The 14,166-nt window shown below is 56.8% G+C and carries 7 protein-coding genes; 1 reads left to right on the forward strand and 6 read right to left on the reverse strand.

The annotated features are described in order from the left end of the window. Positions 1–309: 309 nt before the first annotated feature. A complete protein-coding gene (locus WKK33_RS06620; RefSeq protein ID WP_330003789.1) occupies positions 310–480 on the reverse strand; it encodes a hypothetical protein in 171 nt (56 codons plus the stop codon). Positions 481–613: 133 nt separating this feature from the next. On the opposite strand from WKK33_RS06620, the gene WKK33_RS06625 reads away from it, so the two are divergent. Continuing rightward, entirely contained in the window at positions 614–1,327 is a 714-nt protein-coding gene (locus tag WKK33_RS06625; protein ID WP_215759536.1) for a Bax inhibitor-1/YccA family protein, read from the forward strand. A 168-nt stretch (positions 1,328–1,495) separates the two neighbouring features. Here the strand turns inward: WKK33_RS06625 and WKK33_RS06630 are convergent, their stop codons facing one another. The 5 genes from WKK33_RS06630 to WKK33_RS06650 form a co-directional block, all read right to left on the reverse strand. Continuing rightward, positions 1,496–4,933 (reverse strand): GH92 family glycosyl hydrolase, encoded by a 3,438-nt coding sequence (locus WKK33_RS06630; RefSeq protein WP_337933028.1) that lies wholly within the window; start codon positions 4,931–4,933, stop codon positions 1,496–1,498. Then, entirely contained in the window at positions 4,930–7,482 is a 2,553-nt protein-coding gene (locus WKK33_RS06635; RefSeq protein ID WP_337933029.1) for a GH92 family glycosyl hydrolase, read from the reverse strand. The genes WKK33_RS06630 and WKK33_RS06635 overlap by 4 nt, the downstream gene beginning before the upstream one ends. Positions 7,483–7,714: 232 nt before the next feature. After that, a complete protein-coding gene (locus WKK33_RS06640; RefSeq protein ID WP_337933030.1) occupies positions 7,715–9,331 on the reverse strand; it encodes a RagB/SusD family nutrient uptake outer membrane protein in 1,617 nt (538 codons plus the stop codon). Between the two features lie 30 nt (positions 9,332–9,361). After that, positions 9,362–12,370, reverse strand: a complete 3,009-nt coding sequence (locus WKK33_RS06645) for a TonB-dependent receptor (protein WP_309438817.1) — start codon at positions 12,368–12,370, stop codon at positions 9,362–9,364. Between the two features lie 14 nt (positions 12,371–12,384). Beyond that, positions 12,385–13,779 carry a glycosyl hydrolase family 28 protein gene (locus tag WKK33_RS06650; protein WP_337933031.1) on the reverse strand — a complete coding sequence of 465 codons (1,395 nt, stop codon included), beginning with the start codon at positions 13,777–13,779 and terminating at the stop codon, positions 12,385–12,387. Positions 13,780–14,166: the final 387 nt, after the last annotated feature.

Raw genomic sequence — 14,166 nt, forward strand, 5'->3', positions numbered from 1 at the left:
AGATGGCTAACCGTGCCTCGATTGGGAAGGTTTCGCAGCGGGGTTAGGCATGTTTCGAGGAACGAAAGATGCCTAACGGCAATACAAAATGTTGAACAGGAACTGCCGAACACAAGGAAAACAGCACAACACATTGACTGTTAGGTAATTACAAAAACACGCTGAGAATGGCGTATTTGCAGCAAATGTTTGCGTCGCGGAAAAGAAACGTGTAGATTTGGCTATAGATTGTTACCGTTTTTCGGAACGCATGGAGGCGAAAGGCAACATGGAGATGCGTTGGGAATAGCCGTGATGGGAGGTGGCGCCCTATGGGCGAGGGGCGTTAGCGTTGACCACCAGGTGGCGAGGAAGGGTGATGACCTTGAGGCGCTCACACCACACACGCGACGATCCCGACACATGGCGGAGCGTGTAACTGCCAATGATGTAATAGGAGGCAGAAGAATTACGTATTTGCTGCAAATCGTTACTACTCATGATTATAGGGTGCAGAGCAGTTACAAGAACTGTATAAGAACACAAAAAACATTAAAAAATGGCACGGTTCTTGCTTTTGATGAGGTAAAGCCATAAATTTGCAAATTACAAATAATCACAAAACCCAAAAGACATGGAAATACAAGAATTTGAGAAAATCGTTCGCAGACAAGAGGGAGCGCTGAGCAGTGCCTTCCCCGCCCTGATGCGTAAAGTATATGTATGGATGACGTTGGCTCTGGCCATCACGGGCATCTGCGCCTACGGCGTGGCCACCAGTCCTGCATTGCTTCAGCTCATCTACATGAACCGCGCAGCCATTTGGATCCTGCTGTTCGCCGAGCTGGGCCTGGTGTTCTACACCACGGCACGCATCAACCACCTGTCGCTTACCACAGCCACCACACTGTTTATCCTCTACTCGGCCATCAATGGCGTCACGCTGTCGGCCATCTTCCTGGCCTACACGCTGACCTCCATTGCCAGTGTGTTCTTCATCACCGCAGGAACCTTCGCCGCAACGGCCCTCTACGGCTACTCCACGAAGCGCGACCTATCCAAGTTGGGTGGCATTCTCTTCATGGCGCTCATCGGCCTCATCCTTGCCACGGTGGTCAACCTGTTTCTCCACAACAGCATGCTCGACCTCATGCTGAGCTATGCTGGCGTAGTGATCTTCGTGGGCCTCACCGCTTGGGACTCTCAGAAGATCAAGCAGATGCTCGCCATGCAGACCGACATGGGCGAGACAGCGCAGAAGATGGCGCTCATGGGCGCCCTCTCGCTCTACCTCGACTTCATCAACCTCTTCCTTTATCTGCTGAGAATCTTTGGCAAGGAGCGCTAAAACCATAGCGCCGAAACTGGTAAAACCCAACAAAGACGCATATTGAAAAATGCCAGACTGTCAACATCGATTGACGGTCTGGCATTTTTCTTTGTCACGCTTTAGCCCACATCGGTCATTAGATTTTAACCCCAATCTAATGACCGACGTGGGGTTTCTTGCGGTGCATTAGTGCGCGGTGTTGGGCGGCAGCGATGCGGTGCTACTCCCCCACTCCTTGTTGGGCTTGCTTCCCATGGTGAGCACGAGTCGTCCGCCATGCGCTATCATGTCGTGGGTGATATAAGCGCGGTTGTAAGGCTGCCCATTCCATGTGGCCGACTGAACGAATATATTCTTGTCGGTCACGCCCTCCGCCACCATTTCAAAACGCCCCAGCCTGACACGACTGACCGATGGCGACCCTATGATGTAATAAGGTGTGGCGGGACAAACGGGATAAAAGCCCATCATGCCAAACACCTGCCAGGCGCTCATCTGCCCAGCATCGTCGTTGCCCGACAATCCCCCCGGCTCATCGAGATACTCAGTTTGCAGGATGTCGTGCACGAGAAGTTGCGTCTTCCACGGCTCCCCCGTCCAGGCGTACAGGTAGGCAATGTGGTGGCACGGCTCGTTGCCATGCCAATAAGCCATGCGCCCCGTCGTCCATTGGCCCGTGGCCGTAGGGCGAAGGTCGAACAGACGGTCGAGGCGAGCCGACAAACTGTCGCGTCCTCCCATAGCCTCCATCAGTCCGTAAACATCGTGGGGCACATAAAACGAATAGTGGGCCACCGCCCCTTCGGTAACAAACGGCACCCGGCCCAGCAAGTCGGTGTTGCCGAGAAAGGCACCGCCAGCCTTCTTGCCACGTTTGGGCGCATGGCGCCCATCGGCCCATCGGGTTATGGGATTGAACACATGCTGCCAGTTGTGCGACCGCTCCATGAGCCGTTTGGCGTCGGCCTCGTTTCCCACGAGTTTGGCCAGTTGCGCCGCACAGAAGTCGTCGTAGGCATATTCCAGTGTGCGGCTCACCTGCTCGCGTGTGTGAAAAGCATCGGGCACACTATCCTCCAACGGCACATAGCCATAGCGCAGATAACTGGTCAGCGCACGGCGGCCCATGCCATCGCGATAAACGGCAAGGTCCGCCGGCGTGTCAAAGGCGTTCTTTCGCACCCCCTCGTAGGCCGTAGGAAGGTCGAATCCCCTCACCCCCTTCACCGCCGCATCGGCCAACACCACCGCCGCATGGTCGCCTATCATCGCCGCCGTGTACGCGTTCCAACAAGGGAAGATGGGCATCCATCCGCCCGCCCGATACATTCGGCAGAGACTCTGCATCATGTTGGCCGTCAGCGTAGTGTCCATCAGCAAGAGAAGCGGCATCTCAGCGCGGTAGATGTCCCACATGCTGAAGTCCATATACATCGTCTGTGGCTCATTGGCCTCCACCCTGCCATCGGCAAAGCGGGGACAAAGGCGCATGCCTTGGGCATTGGCCACATCGCTAAACTCGCGCGGAAGGAAACTCGCGCGGTAAAGCGCACCATAAAACTGCCTCACCTTGGCCGTGTCGGCATCGGCGGCGTCGACCATCGCGAAGCGCTTGTCCCACCGATTGGCGTTGGCAACCATCATTCCTCCGAAGTCGAGGCCATTGGTCTCGGCCATGCGGTTGTGGTCGGCCTGCTCCCTACTGGTGAACGAAGTGGCTGCGGTCAGCACGATGGGTTGGTGGGCCTTGCCCTGAAAGGTGAGCCAAACCACCGAGTCGTTGACCCCCGAACGCACGAGAGGATCGGTATATTCCAACGACAGGTGCCCGGCGAAACCAGCCCCTTCGCCCCACCCTTGGTAGATGCGGTGAACCGGATTGGAAGCGTAGACACGCTGGCGCAAGGTATCGAGCAGCACCGTACCCTCACGCTCGTCGCTATTGGGTCGCACCACGATGTGCACCTCGCCATCCACCTCGGGCGTGATGCGCAGCAAAGCCGCGTGCGACAAGGCCGTCAGTTCGACGCGCAGACGCTCACGCGGCAGTCGGACGCCATAGTAATGGGGATGGCTCAGCTCATCGGCATGGTCGAAGGGCGTGGCGCCCTCCTCCACCCCCAGGCGCACTGGGCCCTCGCCCTGCGCCGTGATGGTAAACGACCCATAGTCCTGCGTGCATCCGCCCACCAACCAATGACTGCAGCGAATGCCCTGCAACAAACTGTCGGAATAATAATATGGCGCCACACATTTGCGCTCTGTGGCACGCGTTTGCGGTGTCCAGAAGTTTTGTCCGTGGGGCACCAGCACAGCCGGAAGCGTCTGTCCGTGCTCCTCCGATCCCTTGCCGTAGATGCCTTTCGATCGCGTAACGGCTTGGTCGGTACCCACCTGGGTATTGATTTCCGACAACATGCGCAAGCGTTCCAACTCCGCCAAGCGCCGGTTCATGAACACCTTCACCGAGTCCCACGCATAGACGTAGCCACTGGCGCTCACCGACGGGCAGCCCACGGCATACACCGGGCGCTCATTGTGGAGGAACGCCACGAAGACACCCGGTTCCTTTTGGCTCCTCATAAACACCATTTGCAGGTTGGCCGCCATGGGAACAACGCTATCCATGCGGTCCACACCGTCGGCCGGCCGGTTTTTCGCACCGCTCAGCCTGAGCAGCGTGAGCAGGCGGTAGAGGTTGGTGTCGTGGCCAAAGCGCAGGTCGGCGCCATGCTGTCCGCGGGCAATGGCCGAGTCAGCATCGGCCTTGATGTGTTGCCACAGGCCGATGGCGCTCCTCGCCGGAATGCCGTTGTTCATGGCGCAAGGACCATTGCATATCCACATCCGACGGTTGTTTTGCTCGTAGAACGCCTCAGCCTCCTGACGCGTGAACACATCCTGGAAACCAATGGGCATTTCCACATCTTGCATATCGGTGGCAATGGTGAAGAGTTCGCTCATGAGATGGAGCCCATCGGCCACCTTGGCTGGGTCTCGAAACAGCGCCTTCAAGAATCGGTCGGGCGTAACACGGGCCACCACCTTGGTAGCCGCCGTAAGCCGTTGCTCCTCGGGCGAGTTGTAGGCTATCCACGCCATGTCAGCCGAATCGGTCTTACAGACCACCAGGAAGCCATTGGGGAGCGCCAGGAAGGTGCGGAAAGCCGCCTCCATACTCTTTCGGCAGCGATCCGACGCGCTGCTGCAGGCCCTCACGACGGGCCTGTTGGCAAACACCGACGGGTAGGCTTGCGCCATGCGGTAGGCAATGCCACTGTGCTGCCTGGCGCCCAACGGTGTGAGCTTTCCACCGTTTCCCTTCGCGTTACGCCATATCTTGCGCAACCGTTTGGCCACCTCGCGTCCCAGCGGCGTGAGGTTTCGCTTGTCGGCAAACTGACTGTTCACCCACTCATAGCGACTGTCGCTCGTCAGCCAGCGCGACCCATGACGGCCGTAATGGCTGATGTAGAACGGCCGAAACCCCTCGGGCACACGGAAATCGGCGCCCGACCGTTCGGGATAAGCATAGTAAACACCCCCCAACTGCTCCCAAGTGGGTTGGGCGGTGGCGAGGAGCGCCATGAAGAACAGCGCACAAGTCAATAGTGTTTTCTTCATTCCAATGTCCAGTCTATTCCTAATTTGTTATTCATCATCTTGATTACGAAGGGCAGTGGCCTATCGGTGGCTATCCACATCTCCGTGCCATCCACATCGGCTCGCACGTGCACGACCCCTTTCCGCCGTTCCACCTCGCGCCACGTCAGTCCGTCGTAAACAAACCGATGGCGACGCAGCAACTGCCGAAGGGCCGCGCGTGAGATGAAGAGGAAGGTGCCGTGGCAGGCGTAGCTGCGCCCCGTCCATTGCGGACTGTCCCAACAAAACGCGTCGGCTCCCTCGACCACCGACAACGGTATGCGATACTCGTTTCCATGACACACCATGCGAAGCGTGTCGGTCTCCAAGGTCCACGCCAACGGCCAGTTGCGATACTGCCGATTGAGCACGAAGCGGGCGGTTAGCATGGGGTTGCCACCAGGCATGGGATACGCCTTTTGCGAGGGCGACAGGTGAGCCGTGGGTGCGGCCTTCGCCTCCTCAGGGATGCGCACGGGCGGTATGTGGAGCCACGTGGCCTGCCCCGCCACGGGATAGCGGCCCAGAAGAGCCCACACGAGCCACGACGACATGGCTCCGCCATCATCGTTGCCGGGCAGTCCGTCGGGCGCGTCAGAGTAGTTGTCGCGCACGATCTGGCTCACGCGCTGGGCGCTGAGGTCGGGCCGTCCGATGTAATGGTAGAGGTAAGGCGTGAGAAACGAAGGCTCGTTGGCCACGTTGTAATGCCCCTGTTCAAAAAAGATGTCGAGACGGCGGCGGAAGGCCGAGTCGCCACCGCAGAGCTCTACCAGTCCGGGCACGTCGTGAGGCACGCTGAGCGAGTATTCGGCAGACAGCGCCTCATAGAAGAACGTGTTCCACCAGGGAATGTACCAGGGCGCCACCTTGGTGTCGGGGCGATAGGCGATGGTGGGATGGTAAACGGCCGATTGGCCCCACACCACCGAGTCGAGCCACTGCCCGTTGGCGTCGCGTGGCATGATAAAGCCGCGCATGCCCTGCCATTCGTAGTCGGCGCGCCACAGGTTGCGCCAGTTGCGCGACCGCTGGAGGTATTTCCGGTAGAGGTCGTCGCGGCCCAAGCCACACGCCACCTGCGCGATGCACCAATCGTCGTAGCTATACTCCACGGTTCGTGTTCCGGCGCGTGGAATGCCATAGGGAATGTACCCCAGTCGGTTATACTCTTCGAGTCCGCCACGCCCCTCCTTCTCATGGTCGGCGGGTGGCACCTCGGCATCTTTCAGCATGGCTTGCAACGCCAACTCATAATCGACGCCTTTCAGGCCGCGTGCGAAAGCCTCGGCCATCACTACCTCACCATGCGATCCTCCCTGCGTGCGCCCATTGCAATCGCCACTGCGCGCGTCGGGCATGTAGCCCTCGTGGAGATAGATGTTGAGCAGGGCGTTGACCATGTCGGTGGCACGCTCGGGATAGTACTCCATGAGCAGCGGGAACGACGTGCGGTAGGTGTCCCACAAGGCATAATAATCGTCGTAATAGGGCAGTTGGCGGTCGGCCGACAACGCCGTCGACGCCATCGGGCGACGGTAAGCGGCCGGTTCCTCACCTGTCTTTTCGATGGGCATGAGAAGGGTGTGGTAAAGGGCTGTGTAGAACATGCGCCGCTCCTTGGGCGTTCCCTGGTAAGGCACGCGTCCCAACAAGGCCGACCATGTGGCGCGAAGGGTGTCGAGCTGGGTGTCGAAGTCGTTGCCACACACATTGCGCTGAGCCTGAAGTTCCGACACATACGACACGCCCACCTTGACCAACACCACCGAATCGGGAGCCATGGAGGTAGGATGGGTGCGGAAAAGGAGCTTGGCCGACAAGCTATCATGGACCTCCGTCGCGGCGAAGGGCACCTCGCTCCGCAGGCAGAAGTAAACGGTGTAGGGCCCGCCGTTGTTCCATCCACCGCGAACGGTGGTGTGGCCCTGCAGCTCATGGGCGTTGACAAGGTGGATGGAGGATCCCACAAACTGCTGCGCCTCACGCTTGTTGGGGATGGAATCCATGCCAAGGAATGAGGCCACATCGACAAAAAGGCCGTCGGCATGGCGCAGGCGATAGAGGGCACAGCGCTCAGAGGTGGTTATTTCGGTCGTGATTCCGTTGCTGAACGAGCAACGGTAATAGCCCAGCGAGAAGTCTTCGGCCGTGCGCCGCTGGACGTAAACGGGCTGATTCCACACACGGTTGTTGGGCATCAGCAGGGGCGTATGGGTGGGGGTGTCGGTAAGCAGAATGGGTTGGATGAGCACGTTGCCATACTTTTGTCCGCCTCCGGTGCCGCTGACGTGTGTCTGCGAGAACCCTTTCACGGGTTCGGGCATGGGCGCCCATCCGGCGTTGGGCATCGACAGGCAGTCGGGGCCCGGCTTCACCATGCCAAAAGGCATGGACGGTCCCACAAACGTACGGCCCAACCCCACACTTCCTATGCGGGGATCGACCCAACCGGCCAAGTCTCGATGATCGGCCCAGACCGGCATTTGCGTCAAAAAGAGGATCAGTAAGAGCAGTGTGCGCATCATGAAAACAAAGAAAAGCAATACTATAAAACGAAGAAGCATCCACGGGAAGCCACGACCAAAACTCCGGGAAAGCGATGGCTGGTGTCAGAGCAGCCCATGGAAAAGGTCAGGGAAGGCAATGGCTGGTGTCAGAGCAGCCCATGGAAAAGGCTTCTAAAAAAGCATAAATCTCCCACTGATGGGACGCCACGGCCTAAGGTGTGGCGTCCCGATCAGGGGGAGACTTCATCTATTAGTGGTTATAACCGGCGTTCTGGCTCCAACCGGTCTTGTTCAAGACAGAAGTCGGGATGGGGAACACACGGCGGGTCTTGTCGAAGGAAGCGTTCTTGTAGCTTCTCTTGTGGAAGCCATACTCGTCCTCGAAATGACCGAAACGGATCATGTCGTTACGACGCCAGTTCTCGTCGAAGAACTCACGTCCGCGCTCACTATAGATCTCCTCGAGCGATGGGTTGTGGTCGATCTGGGGAGCGTGCACATACGAACGGATCTGGTTGAACAGGCTCTGGGGCGTGTCGCCGTTGGTAGCCGTGGCACCGCGGGTGATGGCCTCAGCCTTCATCAGGATGATGTCGGCGAAACGGAAGATAGGCAAGTCGTTGCCTTGGTTACGTCCATTCATGAAGTCGGCGTCCGAAATGATCCACTTCACCGACTTGTAGCCTTGGTTGTAACCGTTCTCGTCGTTGCCCACATTGAGCTGATCCTCGCCATTCTCCTTCAGCGTGATGGTCTTTGACAAGGTGATGGTGTGGCCCTTGTAGGTCCAAGGCGTAGAGGTCTTCTTGTAAGTGACAGGATCGTAAACGTAGATGGTTCCCGCGAGAACGTGTCCTTGGCGGTCGTCCTGGCTCAGGCCCATGAGCAGATCCGACATCTCCGGCGTGATGGAGAAGTTGCCACCAACCGACCTCGAGAGCTTGGTGCCATAGTAGCTGCCACCAGCGTCGTTGGCCTTACGCCATGTGCGGGGGCGGCCATACTGCATGCCCGTTTGCTTAATGGCATCGTAAGGCATGGCGTAGATGAAGTCCTTGATCTGCGGACCGTTGTTGGGGTAGAACTTTGAGAGGTACGAATCGGTGAGATCGAACTTGCCACTCTGGATGATATCGTCGCACAGCTCCACCACGCGGTTCAACTTATCGTTGGAATAGCTGGCAGCATCGTAAGCGTCGACACTGGCAGCCGTATAGACTGGCCAGTTGAGATAGAGCTTGGCGAGCAAAGCCTCAGCCATCCAGCGGGTAGGCTTTCCGTAGGTGTTCTTGCTTACTTCGGTCTTGAGCTGCGGGATAACGGTCTCCAACTCATCGGCGATAAACTGCGCCACCTTGGCGCGGGGTTGGCGCTGTATCACGTCGGTCTCGCCCACAATAGAGTCGAGCACAGGCACGTCGCCATAGCTGTCCATCAGGATGAAGTGGTAGAAGGCGCGGATGGCACGGGCCGAAGCCACACCGGCTCCACCGTTGCTGCCACCCATATCGCGAATGGCGAAGTTGGCCTTGGTGATGCCTGAAGCCACATCCTCATACCAACCGATAGAGGCGTCGTCGGGCGAGAAGTTGTGCTGGCACATGTGGGCGTATGTGCCCGAGTCCCAATAGTCGCCGTCGAAGGTGATGCTAACCCATTCATCACTTGACAAGGCCTGAGCTTCCATGTAACGGCGCCCCAGCGTACCCAACAAGTGGTAATAAACATCGGAAAGTTTGGCCTCCTGCGCTATCTCTGAAGACGGATACTCCGTGTACTGAGAGTCGACGGAAACATCCAGGTCGGTGCAACCGGTCGTTAAGCCGAGCATACCTGCCGCACACATGATCAATATATTTTTTTTCATATTGAAAGTCTTTTTTTTATGGTTTAAAACTTAAAAGTTTACTTTCACACCAACCATGTAAGTGCGTGTGTGGGGATAAACGCTCCAACGATAGTCGACGCCAGGAGCCGTTCCACCCATGTAGACCTCGGGGTCGAGCCCCTTGTAACTGGTGATGGTGAATACGTTGTTGGCCGTGAAATAGAGCGTTGCGCTGTTGATCCAACCGTCGAAGCAGTTGCGGAAGGTGTAGCCAAGCGACAAGGTCTGCAATCGGAGGTAGCTGCCGTTCTCGATCCATCGGTCAGAGGGATAGTTGGTGCTGGTGTTGATCACCTTGCTGCCATCGCTGAGTTTCACCACCTGCTCTGTGGCAAAGTCGGCAAGCACGTTCTTGGTGCCGCTAGCAGAAGCCAGGTTAGAGGCGGCCATGTAGCTGGCGCGTGTGCCATTGTAGATCTTATTGCCAAACACACCGGTGAAGAAAGCGGTGAGGTACCAGTTCTTGTAGCTCACGGTGTTGTTCCATCCGAGGTTGAGCTTGGGCTGTGCATTGCCCGTGATAACACGGTCGCGGCTGTCGTCGGGAGCGGTCGTAACCTCGCCTGTGCGGGCGCCATTCTCGTCGTGGACATAGTAGGTTGACTGTCCGAGGTCGTTGAAGCCTGCAAACTCAAACGTGTAGAACGTTCCGAGAGGCTCGCCCTCGAGGATGCGCTGAGTGTAACCATTGTTAGACACACCGGCCACCATGGGGTCGCCCTGCGTGAACTTGTCGGTGTGATAGATCTCGTTGGAGAGCTTGTCCACACGGTTCATGTTGTGCGAGAGGTTGAGCGAGGTGTTCCAACGGAAGTCCTTTGTCTGGATAACGTCGGCGTTGATGGTAAACTCCACACCGCGGTTGGTGATCTCACCCACATTGGCGTTGATGTCGCCAAACGGATAGACGTTGGTAGAGACCGGATAGTTCCAAATGAGATCCCATGTCTTCTTGTTGTAGAACTCGATGGTTCCATTGATGCGGCCATTGAGGAAAGCATAGTCGATACCCACATTGAACATGCCGGTCGACTCCCACTTCAGGTTGGGGTTGGCGTTCTTCGTAGCGGCAAGGGTGCGATAGGTGGTTGTCACACCATTTTCGTCGGTGTAATCGAAATATCCGCTGGCTCCGTAAGTGGCCACGGCCGAATAAGCGCCGAAGCCCAGGGCGTTACCGCTGACACCGTAACCCACACGCAGCTTCAAGTTGGAGAACAGGTTCTGGTTCTTCATGAAGGGCTCCTCAGTGATGTTCCATGCGGCGCTAACTGAGGGGAAGGTACCCCAACGGTTGTTGCTGCCAAACACCGATGAACCGTCGCGACGGACGGTGGCCTGGAGCATATAGCGACCATTATACGAATAGTTGACACGGCCATAGAACGAAATGTTGCGAACCGTTTCCTTCACGTCGCTCGACACGCCTGAAATGCCGTCGATGGTGCTGGCGTAAGTGAGGTTGTTCCACTTCACATAATCGTCGAAGAAATTGTGAACGGTCAGTCCGAAGCCATCGTTGCCTACACGTTCCTCCCATGAGTAACCGGCCATGAGCGAGAGGCTATGCACCTTATTAAAGGTGTGGCTGAAGTTGGCGTATGTCTCAAAGGTACTCTCGTGTCCCTGACTGGTGTTGCGGTTGGCCTTTCCGTTTTGGCCTGTGGTGATCTCCGACAGGGTTGAGTGGTAGCTGCTTGATGTGCGCTGACGGTTGCCATACGAGTAGTTGGCGTTGAGGTCGAGGCCATCGATGATGTGGAGAGTGGCCTTGGCGGTGAACTGCTGGCGCTTCCAAGAGTTCTCGCTGGTATCCTCGTCGATCATGCGCAAGGGGTTGTAGTTCTTGTCCTTACCGGCCCAATCTACAGGATTGAGGGGTGAGAAATAGTTCATGGCATCCATGACCGATGCGCCCTCGTTGTCCATGGCCACACCGGCATACTCGCCATACATCATGTTGGCACCCACAGAGAGGTCGAGGTGGTCCTTGAGCACCGATGTGCTCAGCAACGAGCGCACGTTCAGGCGGCTCATGTCGCTGCCCTTGACCACACCCTGGCGGTTGTGGTAACTAACGCTGGCCATATACTTGGTCTTGTCGTTGCCACCGTTGATGCTGAGGTTGTGGTTGTGGCTGACACCCGTGCGGAGCACTTCCTTCTGCCAATCCACATCGCCACCGTTGTCGTCGACGGCAACACCCGTTTCCTGGCTCAGGGCCTTGAGGCCGCTGGCACTCATCATGTCGAGCGTCTTGGCCACGCGGTCGAAGCCTACATATCCGTTATAGCTGACGTTGGTACGTCCAGCCTTTCCTTTCTTCGTGGTGATGATGATGACACCATTGGCGGCCTTCGAGCCATAGATGGCGGTTGCGGTGGCGTCGCGCAGCACATCGATCGACTCGATGTCGTCGGGGGCCACCATGGAGATGTCCACACCGGGAATGCCGTCGATGACATAGTAGGGCTGCATGGCCTCGCCCGAGCGGAGCGATGAGGCACCACGCAGCGAGATGCTGGGTGATCCGTTGGGGTCGCCGGTAGAGGTAACAAAGAGTCCGGGCACCTTGCCCTGCAACATCTGTGCGGGGTCGGTGAACACGCCCTGATTGAGGTCCTTGGCATTGACCGTGGTGATCGATGAAGTGACATCCTTACGGCGCATGGTGCCGTAACCCACAACCACCAGTTCGTTGAGCGTTTCGTTCGACTCCTTCATCTGGGCATTCTGTCCGGGACTGATGATCTGTGCCTCATAGCCCGTGTAGGACACGCGCAACTTGGCGTTGGCCTTTGTGGTTGTCAGACGGTAACGACCATTGGCGTCGGTCGTGGTTCCGTTTTGGGTGCCTTGTTCCAAGACACTCACGCCAACGAGCGGTTCGCCATTGGCATCGGTGATGACACCTGTCCTAAGACCTTGTGCCATGGCCGTGGCTCCGCAAAGCAACAAAGCGGCTGATAGCAACGGGCGCTGCAATCTAACCTTCAATTGTTTCTTACCTTTTTTCATAAGCGTTCAGTTGATTAGTTTATAAAATGTGTGATAGTTTTTATAGTGGCTTCATTGCGTTCGCCTCCGTAATCGATGCCAGGCGCCGCTTGCACGGTGAGGCCGTCGACGGTTACGGCGGAGGCCTTCTCCACATAGAGGCCATACACCTTGTCGCGCACGAATCCCTCGTCGCGGCAGGGGCGCTTGTCGTACACGCCGCCCTTGTAAGGGGTCTGCGGGCGCAGGTTGAGGTGCACGCGGTTGAGCGTAATGTTGTTGACCTTCGTGTCGGTGTCGCCGCCGATGAAGCATCCATTCTCAGAGGTGGCGAATATGTCGGTAAAGAAAATGCGGCTCACCTCGCCCGAGCGGCCATGGGTCTGGCCCTTGGGGAAGCGCCAGTTGGCATCCTTGTTGTTGCCGTCGGCACGCGGATAGGAGGTGACGTAGATGGGTTCGGCCTTGCCCCACCACACGTCGGACCACAGGCGGCAGTCCATGATGATGTTGGAGAACGACACGTCGGTGATGGTTCCCTCATCGCGGTTCTGTATGCCCAGGCCTCGGTTGCTGGCGCTGATGATGCAGTTGGCGATGGTCACATTATATATAGAGTCCATGTTTTCCGACCCAATCTTCACGGCGCACGAGCGCGAGGTCATGGTGCAGTTGGTGACGGTGATGTTGTGGCAGGAGCCATACTCGGCAAACTCGCGTCGGTTTTTCAGGCAGATGCAGTCGTCGCCCGAGGTGATATGGCAGTTGGAGATGCGCACATTGCGCGAATGGTCGATGTCGATGCCGTCGCCATTGCGTATCTTCAGGTTGTTGAGCAGGTTGACGCCGTCGACCACCACATCGTCGCATCCCACGAAATGCACGGTCCAATAGGCTCCCTCGCGAACGGTGATGTCGCGCAGGTTGACCTGCTTGCAGCCGTAAAGCGTGAGCACATGGGGGCGCGGATCGAACGTGGTGACGGGTTTCAACTCGTAGGAGTCGCTGAGCTCAGCACCCATGAAAGCCACTCCGTTGCCATCGATGGTTCCCTTGCCCGAGAAAGAGAGGTTGCGGCAATTCTTGGCCCAGAGCCAGAGCATGCCCTCGCCCTCGTTTTTGCCGAAGGCGCTGAGGCGGTAAAGACTCTCGTCGGGATGGGCCTTGAGCGTGGCCGTGGCGTCGAGCACCAGTTCGACGTTCGATTTCAGCTCAATGGGACCGGCCAGGAACGTGTGGTTCCTGGGAAAATACACCTGGCCTCCTCCATCGGCACAACACTGGTCGATGGCGCGCTGGATGGCCGCCGCGTCGTTGGTCTTACCATCGCCGCAGGCACCATAGGCCGTGACATCATATATAGGTGTTTGGGCTGAAAGGTTCAGCACAGCAAGCAAGTATAAAAGCGGTAATATTAAGGTTCGTTTCATCGAGTTGGTTTTATGGTTGCAAATATATATTAAAAATGTTACAAAACCATGTCAAAAGCACTTTTTTTTCTTTAAAAACACATTAAAAAGTTGTTTCAGCGCTAACATACTTCAACCCTTCGGCACTCTACTGCTTGCATATTGCACAAGCTATGAGGAGGCCATCGAACTCAAAAAACATCCAACAATCTATACTAAAAACTACACTGTTCTTTTGAACGAAAGAAATGTTGGGCGCAAATACGCGATTCTCAGCATGCTTTTGTAAACCTCTAACATTCAATCAGTTACAATCTACGCATTACATTCAACACTCCCCATTTAACATTTCACACTAGTACTGATGCGATAAAATCGCATAGTTATTAAAATTCATCAAATAAAGTG

The organism is Hallella sp. (assembly GCF_037460745.1).
Classification (GTDB): Bacteria; Bacteroidota; Bacteroidia; order Bacteroidales; family Bacteroidaceae; genus Prevotella; species Prevotella faecis.

Excerpts from the sequence above, each read along its gene's own strand:
- WKK33_RS06620 (WP_330003789.1), bottom strand. The coding sequence starts at position 480 with ATGAGTAGTAACGATTTGCAGCAAATACGTAATTCTTCTGCCTCCTAT.
- WKK33_RS06625 (WP_215759536.1), top strand. The coding sequence starts at position 614 with ATGGAAATACAAGAATTTGAGAAAATCGTTCGCAGACAAGAGGGAGCG.
- WKK33_RS06630 (WP_337933028.1), bottom strand. The coding sequence starts at position 4,933 with ATGAAGAAAACACTATTGACTTGTGCGCTGTTCTTCATGGCGCTCCTC.
- WKK33_RS06635 (WP_337933029.1), bottom strand. The coding sequence starts at position 7,482 with ATGATGCGCACACTGCTCTTACTGATCCTCTTTTTGACGCAAATGCCG.
- WKK33_RS06640 (WP_337933030.1), bottom strand. The coding sequence starts at position 9,331 with ATGAAAAAAAATATATTGATCATGTGTGCGGCAGGTATGCTCGGCTTA.
- WKK33_RS06645 (WP_309438817.1), bottom strand. The coding sequence starts at position 12,370 with ATGAAAAAAGGTAAGAAACAATTGAAGGTTAGATTGCAGCGCCCGTTG.
- WKK33_RS06650 (WP_337933031.1), bottom strand. The coding sequence starts at position 13,779 with ATGAAACGAACCTTAATATTACCGCTTTTATACTTGCTTGCTGTGCTG.